General features: G+C 52.7%; 15 protein-coding genes. 3 read left to right on the forward strand and 12 right to left on the reverse strand.

Features of this window, described 5'->3' with window-relative positions; translation table 11 throughout:
• Positions 1 to 117: 117 nt before the first annotated feature.
• Positions 118 to 1,254 (reverse strand): SpbR family protein, encoded by a 1,137-nt coding sequence (gene spbR, locus JF44_RS0108260; RefSeq protein WP_033068489.1) that lies wholly within the window; start codon positions 1,252 to 1,254, stop codon positions 118 to 120.
• A 469-nt stretch (positions 1,255 to 1,723) separates the two neighbouring features.
• On the opposite strand from spbR, the gene JF44_RS0108265 reads away from it, so the two are divergent.
• Positions 1,724 to 2,122, forward strand: a complete 399-nt coding sequence (locus tag JF44_RS0108265; protein ID WP_033068490.1) for a c-type cytochrome — start codon at positions 1,724 to 1,726, stop codon at positions 2,120 to 2,122.
• A gap of 101 nt (positions 2,123 to 2,223) precedes the next feature.
• Here the strand turns inward: JF44_RS0108265 and JF44_RS0108270 are convergent, their stop codons facing one another.
• The 8 genes from JF44_RS0108270 to JF44_RS0108310 form a co-directional block, all read right to left on the reverse strand.
• On the reverse strand, positions 2,224 to 2,964 hold the full coding sequence (locus tag JF44_RS0108270) for a DUF6969 family protein (RefSeq protein ID WP_033068491.1): 741 nt from the start codon (positions 2,962 to 2,964) through the stop codon (positions 2,224 to 2,226).
• A gap of 215 nt (positions 2,965 to 3,179) precedes the next feature.
• Positions 3,180 to 4,052 carry a formylglycine-generating enzyme family protein gene (locus tag JF44_RS0108275; RefSeq protein WP_033068607.1) on the reverse strand — a complete coding sequence of 291 codons (873 nt, stop codon included), beginning with the start codon at positions 4,050 to 4,052 and terminating at the stop codon, positions 3,180 to 3,182.
• Between the two features lie 732 nt (positions 4,053 to 4,784).
• A complete protein-coding gene (locus JF44_RS0108285) occupies positions 4,785 to 5,213 on the reverse strand; it encodes a universal stress protein (RefSeq protein WP_033068493.1) in 429 nt (142 codons plus the stop codon).
• 14 nt (positions 5,214 to 5,227) lie between these two features.
• On the reverse strand, positions 5,228 to 7,831 hold the full coding sequence (locus tag JF44_RS0108290) for a TRAP transporter permease (RefSeq protein WP_033068494.1): 2,604 nt from the start codon (positions 7,829 to 7,831) through the stop codon (positions 5,228 to 5,230).
• A 196-nt stretch (positions 7,832 to 8,027) separates the two neighbouring features.
• Entirely contained in the window at positions 8,028 to 9,005 is a 978-nt protein-coding gene (locus tag JF44_RS0108295; RefSeq protein ID WP_033068495.1) for a TAXI family TRAP transporter solute-binding subunit, read from the reverse strand.
• Between the two features lie 205 nt (positions 9,006 to 9,210).
• Positions 9,211 to 10,041: a beta-keto acid cleavage family enzyme gene (locus JF44_RS0108300; RefSeq protein WP_033068496.1), complete on the reverse strand. Its 831-nt coding sequence runs from the start codon at positions 10,039 to 10,041 to the stop codon at positions 9,211 to 9,213.
• Positions 10,038 to 11,417 (reverse strand): aspartate aminotransferase family protein, encoded by a 1,380-nt coding sequence (locus JF44_RS0108305; RefSeq protein WP_052065601.1) that lies wholly within the window; start codon positions 11,415 to 11,417, stop codon positions 10,038 to 10,040. The genes JF44_RS0108300 and JF44_RS0108305 overlap by 4 nt, the downstream gene beginning before the upstream one ends.
• Positions 11,418 to 11,419: 2 nt before the next feature.
• Positions 11,420 to 12,316 (reverse strand): MurR/RpiR family transcriptional regulator, encoded by an 897-nt coding sequence (locus JF44_RS0108310; RefSeq protein WP_033068497.1) that lies wholly within the window; start codon positions 12,314 to 12,316, stop codon positions 11,420 to 11,422.
• A gap of 276 nt (positions 12,317 to 12,592) precedes the next feature.
• On the opposite strand from JF44_RS0108310, the gene JF44_RS0108315 reads away from it, so the two are divergent.
• The gene (locus JF44_RS0108315; protein WP_033068498.1) at positions 12,593 to 13,681 is read left to right on the forward strand and encodes a response regulator; all 1,089 of its coding nucleotides are present in this window, start codon (positions 12,593 to 12,595) and stop codon (positions 13,679 to 13,681) included.
• Here the strand turns inward: JF44_RS0108315 and asnB are convergent.
• Complete coding sequence (asnB, locus tag JF44_RS19905) at positions 13,649 to 15,556, reverse strand: asparagine synthase (glutamine-hydrolyzing) (RefSeq protein WP_052065603.1); 1,908 nt, start codon at positions 15,554 to 15,556, stop codon at positions 13,649 to 13,651. The genes JF44_RS0108315 and asnB overlap by 33 nt on opposite strands.
• Positions 15,557 to 15,573: 17 nt before the next feature.
• Positions 15,574 to 15,834, reverse strand: coding sequence for a ribbon-helix-helix domain-containing protein (locus JF44_RS0108325; RefSeq protein ID WP_033068499.1), 261 nt, complete (start codon positions 15,832 to 15,834; stop codon positions 15,574 to 15,576).
• A 338-nt stretch (positions 15,835 to 16,172) separates the two neighbouring features.
• Between JF44_RS0108325 and JF44_RS0108330 the strand changes: the two genes are divergently transcribed.
• Positions 16,173 to 16,952: a phosphodiesterase gene (locus JF44_RS0108330; RefSeq protein WP_033068500.1), complete on the forward strand. Its 780-nt coding sequence runs from the start codon at positions 16,173 to 16,175 to the stop codon at positions 16,950 to 16,952.
• Between the two features lie 5 nt (positions 16,953 to 16,957).
• On the opposite strand, the gene queG is transcribed toward JF44_RS0108330, so the two are convergent.
• Positions 16,958 to 18,112: a tRNA epoxyqueuosine(34) reductase QueG gene (gene queG / locus JF44_RS0108335; protein ID WP_052065631.1), complete on the reverse strand. Its 1,155-nt coding sequence runs from the start codon at positions 18,110 to 18,112 to the stop codon at positions 16,958 to 16,960.
• Positions 18,113 to 18,184 lie beyond the last annotated feature (72 nt).

Below are 18,184 nucleotides of genomic sequence, written 5' to 3' on the forward strand. Positions count from 1 at the left end.
AAAAGGCGCTGTTTACACGACAGCGCCTTTTTTCTTGCCTAATCGAAGGCAAAAAATAAAACCGCCCGGATCAAGGATCGGGCGGCTGCTTTAACAAGTACCGTTCAGGGCATAGACCTAATGATGCATCGCCCGTTCGCCCGGCAACTGCAACATCCGGCCCATCAAATAGTCGACGTCATCGGAGTCAAATTCGACACCAAGGTCACCGTATTGGGTCAGAACCCGTTCGATCATCCGGCGTGAATAGCGTTCCTTGTCGTGCTCTTCCCCATCAAAGGAAGTTTCACGCGCAACTTCAATCGCCGCACGAACGCCCGGGAAGAAGTGCTCGGGCAAGCCGGCCTTGTTATAGATCGCTTCCAGACCAAATGGTCCGCTATCGTGAATAAGAATGCGAGTATTGATCAAGGATACCCCCGCACGGCGCGCTAGGGCTGCTTCAAAGAAGGAAACATCCCCCATGCAAAGCGCACGCAGGATCAACCCGCTTGTCAGTCGGTTGTTGCTATGAAGGTGCTCGACCAGAAGTTCAACATCGCGATCTTCAACCCCATCACCAAGCAGCCCGATGGTCGCGCTTTCCTGTGATTGGGTCATCACCGCATTAACGATGCCTTCGGGGATGTGCCCGCGGGAAATCAGCTGTGAGCGCATCCGTTCAGAAACCAGTGTCACCATGCGTTCGGCAATGGTGATCGGCAAATGATTGCGTTCGATCATCGGTTTCTGGATGCGTTCATTATCACCGAAATCATCAACAACTTTTTGCAGCGAGACTTCGCTGATCTCTGCCCCCTGGTTGGACATCAGATCGACCATCACGTCTTCATGGCCAATATCAACCAGTGTTGCAGAAACGACCTCGGACACATGGGCGCGCGATGCAATGGCACGCTGCTTTTCAACGCTGTCTGCGTTATCACCAATAATATCGACAAGATCGTCGTCATTCAGAACTTCGGAGAATTCCAGAACCGGCAGCGCAACCTCATCCACGTCACGCGCAAGTGTTGCGGCCACGTCGTGGGGAACCAAAGGTGTCTGGGCAAGGTTTTTGGCAAGTGCCTTGCGAACGCGAACTTCCGCGTCACGGATCATCAGGCGAAAGATGTCTTCAGCCAGAACACGTTCACTGTCTGTCAGGGTTTCTGTCGTGAACTCGCGACTGATCTTTTCTGCGGTATCAGAACGATTTTGGCCCGACGGGTCCTGAACCAGCTTGCTCAGATCTTCTTTGGTGATACGTGGCAATAGATATCTCCTGGCACGCTACTGATATGGCTGCCAAATAACTGACCAAGACTATACTTTTGCCAGCGTATCGACAAACATATTTTCCTTAGTTGGGGCACAAGGTCCTGATTTTCAACCGCCCGGTGGTTTTACAAGCAATACGAAAGTCTGCAAAGCCCCGTTTATGCCCTTAACGAATTGATTTTTAATATCCGAACAACCAAGTTCCGCGAACAGCGTATAAATTACCATCAACGACATCGCCATATACAAACAAGCGCCAAAACCAGTTGCAAGAATTGACTAAACGCAAATCATCCATCCCGACACTATGATAAATCTGATCATCCGATGTCAGAATTTGATGGGTCGGCGTAACGCCCAACACCAGAACGCTTGATGCGTAATTCCTCTGCATACCCCGCATGCGTCAGGAAACGGCATCATCCCGACCAACGACAAGATCGAACAAGAGAGAGGCCCCATAATGACGTTTTCACGCAAATTGGTTCTTGCTGCCAGTACCCTCGTCATCCTGTCTGCGACACCGGCACTGGCAGGTGATGCTGCAAAAGGCGAAAAGCTTTTCAAGCGGTGTGCGGCCTGTCACAGCCTGGATGCAGGCGTAAACAAGGTCGGACCGAGCCTTGCCAATTCCGTTGGTCGCGAATGCGGTACAGTTGATGGTTACAAATACGGGCGCGGTTATCAGGCTGCATGTGAAAATGGATTTATTGCAGATGAAGCATTCCTGACCGACTACCTCAAGGACCCGTCAGCGAAACTCAGTGAGATCGCCGGTTCCAAGCAGCGCTCCAAAATGACCTTCAAGCTGCGCAAGGATTCCGACATCGCCGACATCATCGCCTTCCTGCAGACCCAATAGGTCCGCAGAAATCCCATATACACGAAATGGCCGGGGCAAACTGCCGCCGGCCATTTTTGTCGTTTTCAACAGTTGAAATCCGGTGTCATTCACCCATGCAACTAAGCAGCCGCGCGTCGGCGCACCAGTTCTTCGCCAATTGCACGCACCTGTTCTGGGGCCGCGACGTCGATCGTTGATGTGACTTCAAGTTCACGGTCTTCATAAACGTCACGATCCGGATGTTTGGTCGACCAGTCAGCAACAGCAACATCGCGTTCGCGGATCAGTTTTTCAATCTGTGGACGGAATAGGACCATCATTCCGGACACCCAGCGATTAACCGGCCAGGATGGCTGAGCGTGATCGATCACAAAACCATCCAACATGCGCAAAACATCTTCCGCATCATACCAAACCTCGCCAGTGACCCAGCGGTTGGTCGTAAACAAACGCTGACAGAACCCGAACTCATCCATCGAAAAGGCAATCAGATGTGAAAGTGCATCATTCGGCCCTTCGGGATATTCAAACCCGTCGATCTGTTTGGGCGCACAATTTTGCGGCATCCCGCGCGGGCGCATGAATGTATGGAAATGGCCATGTTCATCCCATTGGCGACGTTCTTCCTTGGGATGGGCATGGTAATAGAATTGGGCATGTGACTGGCGATCATAAACATCGCCTTCCGGGTAATGGGTCCATTCGTAAAACGTACCCGAAACCTTGATCAGTTCTCCGACGATATTGTCGCCTGTGGCTGTCAGTACGCGATGGCATTCCATCACATCGCGCCCCGCTGCCAGCATCTTTTCCAATTGGGGTGTCGGGATCGCCGTCAAATCAAGTGTATTCTCAGTCATACCTGCACCAACATCTTTGAACTCCGCTCCAGCTCTGTACAACAGAATAGAACGGCCTATTGCCGATCACGCCAATGAACCCCGTTCAAGAGTTAGTGATTTCAGCCCGGTTTGCAACATTCTTCATCCGGTTCCAAGGACAGAGCCCCTCAAAACAGCCCGCTGCCAATCGAAATAGATGGTCTTGATAACCAAGGACCTGCTCGCGCAGCGAGCTAGCGCGCCCGCATCACGCGGAACCCGATCAAAATATGCTTCAGGAACTCCGGGCGGCCATGACGTGCGGCAGGTCGACAAACACCACAGCCACGATCGTCCCACGACCCGCCCTTGACGATACGATAGCCTGCCTGAGAGGACGAAGACGTCCATTCAAACACCTGCCCTACCCCGTCATAAAGTCCATATGGCCCCGCCTCAAACCGGCCAACCGGTGTGGTATCAAACGGTCCGCTGTCAGCACTGTTCAGGCGATCCGGGTCAAAGATGTTTCCCCAAGGATAAAACGTACCGTCCGGACCACGCGTGGCCTTTTCCCAGGACAGCTCATCGGGCAGTTGCCAATTGTCGCCGGTCTTTTCACTTAGCCATTGGGCATAGGCATTGGCATCCTGCCATGACACCAGAACAACCGGATGGTCACCGCGCCCGCGTGGTGGCTTTTGGTTTCGCCACAGGTACGGCTCGATTGTTTCATAGCTGTATATCAGCCCCTGACGATCCCATTCCTCGTTGCTTATGCTTGGGGCAGGATGATCTGTCTCAGTAATGAATGCTGCATATTGCGCATTCGTGATGGGCGTCTTGGCGATATCGAAGTCCAAAAGATGCACACGCCATTTTTCGGCTTCAATATCATACCAGCGATTTCGGCGACTAATATCATGACCATAGACCTGTTCATCGATCTGATAGGCATATTGCCGTTCAACAGAATCGGATCCCTGCCAAAACCAGCCGGACGGAATGTCAACCATCTCGGGAATCTCGCTGCCCGCAGCCTGTGCATGGGGAATTCCCGGTAATGTCACAAGACATGCAAAAGCAATGGCTTTCCAATTGCCCGCGATGCTAACCCCGACTTTCATAAACCATTCCATCCTGATGAGAGATTGATCTCACGCTTTATTCAGGCAGTCCGACATGACCGGACACTTTGAATTCCTGCCTCCAAGATGCGAAAGTTTTCCCCCATTTTCAATCGGTTTGACACATGTTTCTATATTTTTGTGACATGCATAATGCAAAACACCCCTGTTCACGACATTGGAATAAAACGGGTTTTGCACACGCCGGAGTCACAGAACAGTGAAACCATGTGACGCCGCCTGAACGTCGAATTGGATCATAGTGCCTTCTCCAACGGGCGTTACCCCGCCCGGCTATAAACGACCGGACCTTCAGAGAGGTAAAAATGACCAAACGATCAACGACGTTCGCACATAAAGCATTGATTCCCGCCCTTGCTGTCGGCACCAGCCTTGCGATCGCAACCCCAATGGCAATGGCTGCCCCGCTTCCGACGCCGACTGCCGAAGTCGCCGCATGTTCGCCCTGCAACCCTTGCGCCGCAAATCCATGTGCCGCAAACCCTTGTGCGGCCAATCCGTGTGCGGCGAAAAAAGTCGTCAATCCCTGCAACCCTTGCAGCCCATGTGCCGCAAACCCGTGTGCGGCGAACAATCCCTGCGCAGCCAATCCTTGCGCGGCCAACCCGTGTGCGGCGAACTAACGATCACGACCGCTGCAATAGCAACGGGGGCGATGCTTTTGCATCGCCCCCGTTTTAATGTCTCAAATGTTTCGAAAACAGTCGCGAGCTAGTCTCGGACGACCATCACTGAACAGTCAGCATGGCGCACGACACGCGCAGCATTCGGACCAAGCAGATAATCCTTGAGTTCCGGACGATGCGCGCCGATCACGATCAGATCGCAATTGGTTTTCTTGGCCATCTTCAGGATCACCTCATAAACCGTGCCTTGCCCCACAATGTGCTGCACCTTGATATCCGAGGGAATATGCTTGGATACAAATTCGTGCAAACGTTCGTTATAGGCATCAAGAACCTTGGTTTCGTAGCCCTTCGGAAAGAATTGGCCGACCATCGACATCCCAACCGTGGGAACCACGGTTAAGACATGCAGCCGCGCCCCGAAGCTTTGTGCCTGCTTGATCGCAACCGGGACTGCCTTCTTCCAGGAAGACTCATGATCAAGATCGACTGTAACCAGAATATCCTTATACATGTTCAATCTCCCCATCAGGCCGTTACAGTTGCGTCGTCATGACGCTTGCGGCGGCGTTGAAGTACAATGATCCCGCCCAGCAACAGGAAGGCCGGAATATAGAACACTTCCTTGGCCGGACGGTCAGCTTCAACCTTGACCGCCGTGATTTCAAAATCGAAATCAAGACCAGCTTTCTCGGCCGGGCCGGCAAAGACCAGATCATCAATGTAAATACGGCCATCCTCATCACGAATGCCAATACCCGCATTATACAGGCGATCCTCACCCGACCCTGCAGGACCAAGAGGCAGCATCACGGATTTGGAAACTTCATCGCCTTCGATGCTGATGCCTTCAACATCCAGCAGAATGCTGGAATTCGCAGGCATATTGGCTGCATCCTCGACAATGGTTGTTGCCGGTAGGTTTTCATAAGGCGGCGCGATCATATCAAGCCAGAATCCCGGCCGGAACAAAGTGAACGCAATCAACAGCAATGCGGCGCTTTCCCAAAGCTTGGAACGGGCAAAGAAATACCCCTGCGTTGCTGCGGCAAAGACCAGCATCGCAATTGTCGAAACCACCACGACAACCACCACATCCAACGGATGATCCAATCCAATCATCAGAAGCTGTGTATTGAACAGGAACAGGAACGGCAGAACTGCGGTACGCATCGAATAGAAGAAGGCAACCACACCTGTTTTCATCGGATCGGCCCCCGAAACTGCCGCAGCAGCAAAGGATGCCAGTCCGACCGGCGGTGTCACATCGGCCATGATGCCGAAGTAAAACACAAACAGGTGAACCGCGATCAACGGCACAATCAGGCCGTTTGCCGCACCAAGTTCAACAATCACCGGTGCCATCAGGCTTGAAACCACGATATAATTTGCCGTGGTCGGAAGCCCCATGCCCAGGATCAGGCTGATGATCGCGGTAAAGATCAGGATCAGCATCAGATTGCCGCCCGAAATCAACTCGACGAATTCGACCATCACCTGACCGATACCGGTCAGCGAAACCGTCCCGACGATGATACCCGCGGCAGCAGTAGCAACACCGATACCGATCATGTTACGGGCACCGGTGGCAAAACCGTCAATCACATCGATCACGCCAAGCTTCAGGTCATTTGCCACATTGTGGCTTTTACGGAAGATGCCCTTGGCAGCATGCTGGGTCAGCATGATGAAGATCATCAAGACAGTTGCCCAGAAGGCCGAAAGCCCCGGTGATTTCAACTCGATCATCAGGAACCAGACCAGAACCACGACCGGCAGCAGATAATGCAAACCGGCTTTGGCTGTTTGACCCAAAGGCGGCAATTCGACGACCGGCTGATTGGGATCATCCATTTCAAGGTCCGGATATTTCGCCGCGTAATACAAACCGGCAAGGTAAATCACCGCACATTCAAGCGCGACAATCCAACCGACCGCATCACCAAAGAATTGTTTCTGGAAGACGATGGCGTAATAAACCACGCCCGACAGAACAACCAGCGACAACACAAACAGCAACGAACGGATCAGGGTCTGCCCCAAGGTCGAGGTAACCCGTTTAGGCAGGCCTTTCATGTTCGCCTTAAGGGCTTCAAGGTGAACAATGTAAATCAGCGCAATATAGGAAATCGTCGCTGGCAGGAAGGCGTGCTTGATAACTTCAGGATACGGAATACCAACGTATTCCACCATCAGGAAGGCAGCAGCCCCCATGACCGGCGGCATGATTTGCCCGTTAACCGAAGATGCGACTTCCACCGCACCGGCCTTTTCACCAGGGAAACCGACACGCTTCATCAATGGGATTGTAAATGTACCGGTGGTGACCACGTTTGCGATAGATGAACCGGAAATAAGCCCGGTCATCGCTGATGACAAAACGGCCGCCTTTGCCGGACCACCGCGCATGTGACCAAGGGCTGCAAAAGCAACTTTGATAAAGTAGTTGCCTGCCCCGGCTTTATCGAGGAGCGATCCAAACAGAACGAACAGGAAGACAAAGCTGGTTGAAACGCCAAGCGCGATACCAAACACGCCTTCTGTCGTGATCCATTGGTGCGACATCGCCTTTGAGAAGCTGGCACCGCTCCATTGCAGAACGTCAGGAACCCAGGCTGCATTACCAAAAAAGACGTAACACAAGAAGATCATCGCAACGATCATTAAGGGCGGACCAAGCGCACGGCGGGTCGCCTCAAGAAGCATCACAAGACCGACACCCGCGGCAACCAGATCGGCCGTAATCGGCAGGCCCGGACGGTCAGACAAGTCACGATAGAAGATGTAAATATAGGCCGCACAAAAGGCGCCGATTGCCGCAAACACCCAGTCCAGAATCGGAATGTAGCTTCGCGGCGAATTCTTGAAGGCCGGATAGGCCATGAATGCGAGGAAAAGAGCAAACGCCAGATGAATCGACCGGGCTTCGGTCGAATTCAGCACGCCAAAATTAAAGATAAATGGCAATGGCGAGGCCAGCCAAAGCTGGAACAGTGACCATGAAACCGCAAGCCACAATAATAGTTTTGCTGTCAAACCGCTTGGTTGACGCGCCCCTGTATCATTTTCCGCAATCAGATCCTGTAAACCCTGATCGACGGACGCATTTCCCGAATTTTTATCGTCAGTCATCACAAACTCCCGGTCAGTACGAAAGTCATTTGAACTGGTAGCCCAGAAACAAAAAACCTCCGTCGACACACACCCGGTCGCCCACGGAGCACTCAAATACCTGTTTAAAGGTATTATCGTTATTCAATTTTTTTGTGTACCCGTTGGGCGCAAGAAGAAAACGGAGGGCAATTTTGCCCTCCGCTTGCAAGCTGAATTACATCAGGCCTGCTTCTTTGTAGTACTGAGCAGCACCGTCATGAAGCGGAGCCGACAGACCGTCCTTGATCATTTCTTCTTTCTTCAGGACGCCAAATGCCGGATGCAGCTTTTTGAAGTCATCGAAGTTTTCGAAGACAGCTTTGACAACATTGTAAACGATGTCCGCATCGGTATTGGTCGAAGACACAAAGGTCGCGCCAACACCAAAGGTGGTGACATCATCAGGGTTGCCACGATACATGCCACCCGGGATGGTTGCCGCACGGTAATACGGGTTGTCAGCAATCAGGCCGTCAATCGCCGGACCAGCAACTTCCACCAGAACCGAATCACAGGCAGTGGTTGCTTCCTGGATCGAACCGGACGGGTGACCAACGGTGTAGATCATAGCGTCGATCTTGTTGTCACACAGTGCCTGGGACTGCTCAGCCGGCTTCAGTTCGGAAGCAAGCGAGAAGTCATCAAGGGTCCAGCCTTTGGCAGCAAGAACGATGTCCATCGTGCCGCGCTGCCCCGAACCCGGGTTACCGATGTTCACGCGTTTGCCTTTGAGGTCGTCAAAGGTTTTGATGCCGGCATCTGCACGGGCAACAACAGTGAACGGCTCCGGGTGAACGGAGAATACAGCGCGCAGGTCTTCAAATTTGCCCTGGTCTTCGAACTTCGAAGTACCGTTATAGGCATGGTACTGCCAGTCAGACTGGGCAACACCCATGTCCAGTTCGCCAGTACGAATGGTGTTAATGTTGTAGACCGAACCACCAGTGGATTCGACCGAGCAACGAATGCCGTGCTCTTTACGGTCCTTGTTTACCAGACGGCAGATTGCACCACCCGTCGGATAATAAACGCCCGTAACGCCACCGGTACCGATGGTGATGAAACGGTTTTCCTGTGCCGAAGCCTGACCGGCAAACAGCGAGGCGCCTGCAATTGCAGCCACTGCACCCGCTACAGCAATTAGTTTTTTCATTAGGATTAGCTCCCTTTACACCCTAGTTATTAGGCACCCCCTGATCATTTGCGAACAGAGGGGTTAACTGGAAACATCAGAAAATTCAGATGTTTCAACGAGCGGGATTATACTGATCGGTATCCCGAAATAAAAGCGTATAACCCCGAAACCTCCTGATAATATTCAGTATTTTGCATATTTTTTGGTTGATTCTGACAACATCCTACCACATGGGTTGCATGATCTTCCTGGCTTGTTCACCCGTGGCGATTTTTCGCCCCATCAAGAACGCTCCATCATGGGTCTGAGTAATGAGCTCAGCATTATGCGAAGCGGGCGATCCGTCAACCCTAAGGTGATTATTCTCAAATCCGATCCGCGCATGACCGCCCAACCCGGCCCCGGTCAGAATGCAGGCATTTTCAAACGCACCGAAGGCGCACAACATCCATTCCGAGATATAAATACTCTTGCCAAGAAAGGGCAGCAGGTCGGCGGGTCGGGAAATCTGACCGGCAGTGTAGCGCCCTAGAACGAACAGGACCGGGAACTTTTCTCCGGGCAGAACGCCGATTTCAACCAAGTGATTGAAACGATCAACGTCGTCAGGCGAATACAAAATGAACTGCGGCAAGATCGCCGCTTCGCGCATGAAGGCAAAGAATGATTTCAAGGCATTGAGGTCTACGTCGAGTGGCGCCATTTCGCGGATGGCAATTGAAACAGCGTCCGGCACCAGATCACGGATCATGGTCATCTGGTCTTCGACACTAAACATGCCGACTGCTTCTGAAGTTACCTGCAACAGCATATCCGGCCCGACGGCGGCTTCGACCTCGCTTAGCATTTCGCGATAGCGCCCGACATCAAGACTGTGCCTCTGATCATCGTCGCGCACATGCAGATGCATCATGCTGGCACCGGCCGCTTTGCATTTTGCTGCAGTCTCGGCCACTTCACGGGGCGTAATCGGAATATTTGGCTGTTCTGTTTTGGTTTTGCGTGCACCATTTGGGGCCGATGCAATCAGAAACGGGGGGTGTTCAAGCGTCATTGCGCAATCCCTTCGGCCTCAAAGACATCATCCAGTGCATTGGCAAACAGATCAACGATCTTGGCAATATCGTCGTCCGTCACGATAAAGGCGGGTGCAAACAGAACATGATCGCCGCGCACACCGTCAATCGTGCCGCCCATCGGATAAGCCATCAAACCACGGGCAAAAGCCGCCTTTTTGATTTTCGCGTTGATTTTAAGAGCCGGGTCAAACGGCTCTTTGGTTTCGCGGTTCGCCACCAGCTCCACCCCCCGGAAAAGTCCACGCCCGCGAATATCACCCACAAACGGGTGCTGCCCCAGCCTTGCCTGTAGCCCATCAACAAGGTTTTCCCCTTGTTTGACCACATTGGCCAAAAGGTTGCGGTCCCTGATCGCACGCTGGGTCGCGAGTGCAGCTGCACAGGCTGTCGCATGTCCCTGATAGGTATGGCCGTGCTGGAAAAAGCCCGATCCATTTGCAATGGCGTCATTGACTTTTTTCGATACCAAGACTGCACCAATCGGCTGATACCCCGCCCCAAGCCCCTTGGCGATGGTTTGCAAGTCGCCCGAAATGCCTTCCTGCTCAATCGCATGCAAAGTCCCGGTTCGCCCCATGCCACACATGACCTCATCAAGGATCAGCAGCACACCATATTGATCACATATCTCGCGAATGCGTTTGAAGTATCCCGGCACCGGGGCAAGGGCACCTGCCGTTGCACCGACTACCGGCTCGGCAACAAAGGCGGCAACATTGCCTGCGCCGAGTTCAAGAATGGCAGCTTCCAGTTCATTGGCCACGCGCAGGCCGTATTCTTCGGCAGTTTCATCGCTTCGTTGATCGCGATAGGGATAGACAGGGGAAATGTGGCTTGCCGTAATCAGCAGTGGTTCAAACTGTTTGCGCCGCCACATATTCCCGCCAACCGACAGGGCACCAAGCGTATTGCCGTGATAGGACTGACGGCGGGCAATGACGTATTTACGGTCCGGTTCGCCGATTTCCAGAAAATACTGACGCGCCATCTTAAGGGCAGCTTCGATCGCCTCCGACCCGCCGGACACAAAATAGACCTTATCAATGCCATCTGGTGCGGTTGCGACCAGTTCGTCTGCCAGTTCTTCCATCGCATCGGACGAGAAAAAGCCAGAATGCGCATAGGCAACTTGATCAATCTGGGCATGCATCGCCGCCCGGACATCCGGATCAGAATGCCCCAAACAGGACACCGCTGCACCACCACAGGCATCAAGGTAACTTTTGCCATTCTGGTCAAAGATATAGATGCCCTCGCCCTTAATCGCCCGCGGGGGGATAGCAGTACTGGTACGGTGCAGGACGTGCGTACCTGCATTTGGGACAGTCGCTGTGCTTGACGCCTTGGTCATGGTCAGGAATTCCGTGTGGGGCTTTTTTCTTCGAGATATGTATCGAAGCGTGCCAGTTGTTCTTCTGCAGCGGCAATCCGCTGCAGCGTCTTTTCGCCGCCACGTGCGACCAGCAGGGCAACGAGTGCCTGCATAACAGACAAGGCGGCCGTAAAGCTTTGGAAAAAGGATTGCGATGTGTCGCGAACCACCAGTTTCGCCATGGCATCAAGCGCAATCGGTGACACATCAGAATCACTGATGGCGATAACCGGGCAATTCTGACTGCGCGCGAAATCAACCGCGCGAACGGTATCACGGATATAGGGTCTGGCCCCAAGTGCGATCAGAACGTCACGTCGGCCAATGCCACGCAACTCATCGCCAAATGCGCCAGAATGACCATCGACCAAAACACCATTGTCGCAAAACAGACGATAGGCATAGGCAAATTGATAAGCCGCCGGATAAGCAGCCCCTCGCCCGACGATGAAGACGTGCCGCGCATTTTCAACCGCCTTGCAGGCAGAGATCATCTGGGCAACAACTTCGGGGCTGAAAGCAGCGCTGATATTGTCAATCTCTGTGCGGGCGATGCTTTCAAGGAGATGCTCATCCCGGTTTGCATCGTTTTCAGTTCGCTGGGTTTCACGCGCACGCTGGGCGTAACTTGCTGGCTGATCAAGCAACCGGTTCTGATAATGCCCTCGAAATTCCTGCCAGGTATCGACACCAATAGCAGTCATAAGGCGCGTTATCGTGCTTGGCGGCACACCTGCCGCCCGGGCCACAGCACGCATCGAGCGCAAGGCCACGTCACTTGGATGATCGAGAATATAACGCGCGGCCTTTTGCATCTGCGGACTAAGCTTGGCGTAGTCCGTGATCAGTTTTTCACGAAGATCAGAATGCACACCCATCAAGCCGCCACCGTTATCCAGAAGTGATTATCAATTACGACACAGATCAAGGAAGATCGCAACATACGTTTTAAATTTAAAACAAGTGAAACATTTGTTTCAGTCTTTTGTTTCATATCTAAGGGTCAGGCTTGGGCCATGGCCGCTAAAAATCATGGACTTATTAGAAAAAACTGCAAAAATAAGCAGGTTCGAATATGAAGCTCTAACGTTTCATGTCAGAGACAAAAATGTGCCTCTTGGTGGAATGCCCGGCACCGAATCGGTGGATGGCGAATGGAAACAAAGATCATTGATTCCCTGAAGCAAGCGCAGGCGGGGATTGCGCTTTTTGATGCTGACGAACAGATTGTCTTTGCCAATCCCGCTTGGGAACAATTGATCTCTGGTGTCTCTGAAGAAGACCTGATCTTCAATGAAACAGAACTCCCCGATGGCGGCATGATTTCGGTTTGCTTTGTCAAACCACAGACACCGCAGGCAAAGCAGCACGATCTTGGTGATTCTGCGAACACCCCCAAGACCGGTACCGTGATCATTGCTGATGACAGCGAAAGCAACCGCATGGTCGCCCGGCGCATTCTTCAGGCCGAAGGGTATGGCATTGTCGAGGCAAGCAACGGCCAAACCGTTCTGAATATGCTTAAACGCGGTGTGACTGCTGATCTGATCCTGATGGATGTTGAGATGCCCGATATGGACGGGCTGCATACCACGCGCCGTATCCGCCATATGAATGGCCCGGTTTCGCGCACCCCGATTATTGCCCTTTCAGCGCATCAGTCGCGGGACTGGAACATCATCGCCCGACAATCGGGCGTGGATGACTTCATCAACAAACCGATCCAGCGGCAAAAACTGATTGATACGATGGAAGAACTGATCACCCGACGGCCGGGTGTATCAGATGGCGCCCCTGACACCCCCACGGCCCCGAAACGCAGAAAAAGTGCGCGAATCGGGCGACCACACCGACCAGAATCCCTGACAGGCCCTGTTCTTGATGTTCGCATTCTTGAACAACTTTACACCGATGCCGGAGATGAGGGGGCAGGATGTGGCATTGAAATTTTTATCAATGAAACGGAAACCCGCCTGGTCAAAATCGACAAGGCCCTGTCCGAAGATGATCTGACAACGGTCCGCAATGAAGTCCATGCGCTTAAAAGCACATCGGGTACCTTTGGTCTGCGCCAACTCTCGGAACTGTGTGAAACCACACAAACCGTATTTGAAGACAACAATCCTGATGAAAATCGCCTGCTGTCTCTGTCCCGTCAGGTTGTCCAGTTGGCCCCCACTGCGCTGACGGCACTCAACCTGTATCGGCGATCACGCGATATCGGCAGTGCCCCTCACGCTTGACCGTCCATTGCGGCTAAAAACCCCATCGTCACATTCCTTATCCAGTCCCAGCCATACTTGCCAGACCATCAACGCCCAGACTGTCAAAGCCATATCCAGATCATGGCCGGAAACAGCACGCCGCCAATAACCGGCCTTAACGTTACGTGACGCTGGGATGTCCTTAAAAACGACATCAAGGATGCGATCCTCATCGCCCCACAGATAATTGGCTACTCCTGACACCCAGTCTGCCACTGGCGGATTAAACCCGATTTTGCGGTTGTGCGCATGACCGGGCGGAAGATATGGCGCGATGGCGTTGCGCCATATTGTTTTTGCTCCGTTCTTCAGGTGCGCATGAGGTGAAATCAACGCCGCTTCTCGCACAACTTCATGTGCCAACAGCGGCAATCGATATTCGACACCAAAAGCCATGCCACAGCGATCCGACATCAAAAGCTGATTGCCGGGCAAGATCACATCGCGATCAAATGCCATCATAGCCCCTTGCAAACCAATGCTGTCGTCGCTGCCATATGCGGTCAGAGATAATTTGTTTGTAAGTTCCGGAATGGCACACCGGTTGTTCCAGTATGCGAATGCATGGTCCACCTCCCCGCATCCACCAGACAGGAACCTTTTCATCCCCCGGTGGTTTGTGTGCGGTACCCACTCGGCTAAGCATTGCCTGAGCGGTGCCGGGACATATCGCCAATAGTTTTCAAACAGCTGCCCAGCCCGATAGCGTGGATAACCGCCAAACAACTCATCCCCGCCATCTCCCGACAAACATACCCTGACATGCGCACTCACCGCTTTGGCAAGCCGCCGCATCAAAACAATCGACGGATTGGCAAAGGGGGCACCGACACTGCGCAAGGAATGGCAAAGTTCATCGTGAATTTCTGCAGGTGTTCGCGGCGCTGGAACAACATGCAGCTTCTGCCCAAAATGATCGCACAGCTTTTGTGCTGCATCTGTTTCATCAATGGCAGGATCATCAAACCCCATCACAAATGCTGCCGGAAGTTGATCCCCCCGTTCGCGGGCCAGATCACATGCCAAGGCAAAAACACCGGCACTATCCACCCCGCCAGAGACCAAACATCCAACCCCGCAATCCGCATCCATTGCATCTGCAACCGATTGCCGAACAGCTTGCAACAACGCATTGGCCGATGCCTTTTGTTCCTGCCCATCTTGCCGCACTTTTGCAGGATGGCGGATTTGGTCACCGGTGATTTTACCGCCTTGCCAACATAACACCTTACCTGGCGTCATAAGCGTCACCCCCTCAACGCCAGTTTGGGGGGCAGGGACAAACAGATGCGCCAGGTAATCTGCCTTGATGGCATCATCGCGTTTAAGCGTTTGAATTTCAGATAGCGCAGCCATCTCGGAGGCAAAGGCAATATGCCCGTTTGGTCGCGACATGACATAAAGTGGTTTGATGCCAAGAGGATCACGGGCAAGCCACAAACAGGATTCTTCATCATCCCAAAAAGCCAACGCATATTGCCCGGACAAATCCTTCAGTACTTTGGCAACATCCCCACCACGGCGCACCACACACGCAAGCAAGTGCAAGACAAGCTCCGCATCACTGTCGGTCGTAACCGTCAGGCCATTTTGCCGCGCCTTGGCAATTTGGTGCCGGTGTCCGGCGATATAGCCATTAAAGACCAACACAAAACGCCCATCCGTTGTCGCCAAAGGTTGGTTTGCGCTTTCACTGGGGTCTGTTGTCGCAAGACGTGCGCAGCCAAGGGTGACCCCATCATCAGGGGCTGCCCAAACACCTGTCCCGTCAGGCCCGCGATGGACAAGCTGATGCAACATTGGGGCGACAGCAATTTGATCATCTGGTTCTGTTGCGCCCGCAATGCCACACATGATTTTCAGCCACCATCTTAGATGTCATTTGGTTTTGAGGACGCTGTGTCATGATCAGCAACCACCAAACGTGCCTGGAGGTCGCGCAAGACATAAAGGCGCAGCGCACTCGACAGGTTGCCGTCACGTTCCGAATCAATTTCGACAACCAGTTCGGCCAACGTCATCTCGCGTCGCTCTGCGATGGCAAGCAGTTCTTCCCAAAACGCATCTTCAAGCGAGAAACTGGTACGGTGGCCGGCGATTGTAACGGATCTTTTACGAACGGCATCTTCCATTGGTGTTAAGGGTCCAAACTCATTTACTTGATCGACCCGGTCTCCCGGTTTTGTGCGGATATGCAGAACAAAATCTGCAGGATGCCCACAATCTTTCAAGATTTTGCGACGACATAGGCCTGCAAATCCGGTGGATCCACGGGACAATTGATATGAGAAAAAGCCTCTGTGTCAAACCCCTTGACGGGGGCCCATCAAGGCCTGCGGGCCTTTCCTTGCCTTTTCTCTCATATCAGTTGCCGGATCGGTTATGTGAATGAGCTTGGACACTAAGCCTTTAACTTCAGCGCAAAAACGACCATGATTTCAAAAGCTTTCCGTCATGATAGGGCATCTATATGAAATTCATACATCTTTCCGACCTTCATATTCTCGCCAGAAACGATGTTTCACGCTATCCCGATGCGACGGCAACGTTGCGCAAGGTGATTGACGAAGTGAACACCTATCACGCGGATGCTGAAATCTGCATCATCACCGGCGACATCACCCATCATGGCAAAGCTGATCAGTATGAACAGGCGGTCGATATTCTGTCTGACCTTGTCATTCCTTATCTGATCATTCCAGGCAATCATGATGTGCGTGAAGCGTTTCGCGATGCCTTTCCAACCACCGAAACCGACGCCAATGGCTTTGTCAATTTCGGGCAAACATTTGATGGCGTGCGCTTTGTCATGATGGACAGCATCGTGCCCGGCCATCATCACGGAACATTATGCGAGAAACGCCTTGATTGGCTGCGCGATGAATTGACCTCGTATAAGGAAACACCGACATTCCTGTTTATGCACCATCCGCCGTTTGAAATGGGCTTACCGTTCATGGATACCATCCGGCTTGATGTCGAAGACGAACTGGGCGAGATCATCTCTGCCAACCCACAGATCAAGCACCTGTTCTTTGGTCATCTGCATCGACCGGCAACGGGCACATGGCTTGGCGTACCATTTGTTCTGGGCAATAGCACCCAGTCCGGAGAGCCGCTTGATTTCCGTCACGAAAAGGAACAAGAGCTTGAAGACCCCAACCCGCTTGGACCAGGCTATGGCATTGCCTTTTGCGATACCAAGGGTGGGCTTCGGTATCACTTCAACTTCGTGAAGTTTGATATGTAAACGGGTCAGACCGTTTGCGCGGCATAATCCCATTCATCACGGACCAAGGCATCTTCTTCCTGCCGGGAATAACGCACCTGAAGCACTGAAAATGCCGCGTCATCAAGCAATTGCGACAACGCCCAGACAGCAGTTCCCCGAACAACCGGGCTTTTGTCGCCAAGCAGCACCTCGATGCGTGTCGCAAGGTGTGGTGCCCCACTATTACCGGCCGCGATCAGCACATTGCGCAGGAACTTTGCCCGCCCGATCCGCTTGATCGGTGATCCGGTAAAGAAAGCCCGGAATTCCGCATCATCCAGTTCGAGGAAATCGGCCAACCTTGGCGCTGTCAATTCAGCACGCGGGATAAAGGCCAGTTCCTCAGTGCGGCTGGCGAACTTGTTCCACGGACAGACCGATAAACAATCGTCACAGCCATAAATGCGATTGCCCATGGGTTTACGAAATTCGTGGGGAATAAGCCCGTCATGTTCGATTGTCAGGTAACTGATGCATTTGCGTGCATCAAGTTTATAGGGTTCGGGAAACGCATCCGTCGGACAAGCCGACAGACATTTCGAGCACGACCCGCAATGGTCTATTTCCGGGGCTGCCTCGGTCAGCTTCAGGGTCGTAAAAACCTCGCCCAGAAACAGCCAACTGCCAAATTCACGGGACACAAGGTTGGTGTGTTTTCCCTGCCAACCAACACCAGATGCCTGCCCCAACGGTTTTTCCAGTACCGGGGCGGTATCGACAAACACCTTTACCTGTTCTGCCCCGCCAGATTGTTCAACAATCCATCGGGCCAACTGTTTCAGACGCTTCTTGATCAGGTCGTGATAATCCCTGTTTTTGGCATAGACCGAGATCATTGCCCTGTCGGGATGATCAAGTAACGCCATCGGGTTTTCTGCCGGGCCATAATTGCTGCCCAGAACAATCACCGACTTGACATCAGGCCACAGCATTTCGGGATCACGGCGGCGCGGCAGACGTTCGGGATCATTCATCCACGCCATTGATCCGTATTCACCACCGGCAACAAATTCATCAAGCCGTTTTTGGTTGCGCGGATCAATTTTCGGGCGCGCCACACCACAGACATCAAAGCCGATTTCACGGGCTTTGGCCTGAAGCATCTCAAACGTGATTGCATCTGGCGTTTTGGCTGTCATGGCACTGATCAGGCTTGTTTGCGTTTTCTGCCGTTCTCTCTGGTGCCTTATATAGTTTTCCGTCCAAAACGC

It is taken from the genome of Thalassospira australica, assembly GCF_000763295.1.
Lineage (GTDB): Bacteria > Pseudomonadota > Alphaproteobacteria > Rhodospirillales > Thalassospiraceae > Thalassospira > Thalassospira australica.

Excerpts from the sequence above, each read along its gene's own strand:
- JF44_RS0108265 (WP_033068490.1), top strand. The coding sequence starts at position 1,724 with ATGACGTTTTCACGCAAATTGGTTCTTGCTGCCAGTACCCTCGTCATC.
- JF44_RS0108270 (WP_033068491.1), bottom strand. The coding sequence starts at position 2,964 with ATGACTGAGAATACACTTGATTTGACGGCGATCCCGACACCCCAATTG.
- JF44_RS0108275 (WP_033068607.1), bottom strand. The coding sequence starts at position 4,052 with ATGAAAGTCGGGGTTAGCATCGCGGGCAATTGGAAAGCCATTGCTTTT.
- JF44_RS0108285 (WP_033068493.1), bottom strand. The coding sequence starts at position 5,213 with ATGTATAAGGATATTCTGGTTACAGTCGATCTTGATCATGAGTCTTCC.
- JF44_RS0108290 (WP_033068494.1), bottom strand. The coding sequence starts at position 7,831 with ATGACTGACGATAAAAATTCGGGAAATGCGTCCGTCGATCAGGGTTTA.
- JF44_RS0108295 (WP_033068495.1), bottom strand. The coding sequence starts at position 9,005 with ATGAAAAAACTAATTGCTGTAGCGGGTGCAGTGGCTGCAATTGCAGGC.
- JF44_RS0108300 (WP_033068496.1), bottom strand. The coding sequence starts at position 10,041 with ATGACGCTTGAACACCCCCCGTTTCTGATTGCATCGGCCCCAAATGGT.
- JF44_RS0108305 (WP_052065601.1), bottom strand. The coding sequence starts at position 11,417 with ATGACCAAGGCGTCAAGCACAGCGACTGTCCCAAATGCAGGTACGCAC.
- JF44_RS0108310 (WP_033068497.1), bottom strand. The coding sequence starts at position 12,316 with ATGGGTGTGCATTCTGATCTTCGTGAAAAACTGATCACGGACTACGCC.
- JF44_RS0108315 (WP_033068498.1), top strand. The coding sequence starts at position 12,593 with ATGGAAACAAAGATCATTGATTCCCTGAAGCAAGCGCAGGCGGGGATT.
- asnB (WP_052065603.1), bottom strand. The coding sequence starts at position 15,556 with ATGTGTGGCATTGCGGGCGCAACAGAACCAGATGATCAAATTGCTGTC.
- JF44_RS0108325 (WP_033068499.1), bottom strand. The coding sequence starts at position 15,834 with ATGGAAGATGCCGTTCGTAAAAGATCCGTTACAATCGCCGGCCACCGT.
- JF44_RS0108330 (WP_033068500.1), top strand. The coding sequence starts at position 16,173 with ATGAAATTCATACATCTTTCCGACCTTCATATTCTCGCCAGAAACGAT.
- queG (WP_052065631.1), bottom strand. The coding sequence starts at position 18,112 with ATGACAGCCAAAACGCCAGATGCAATCACGTTTGAGATGCTTCAGGCC.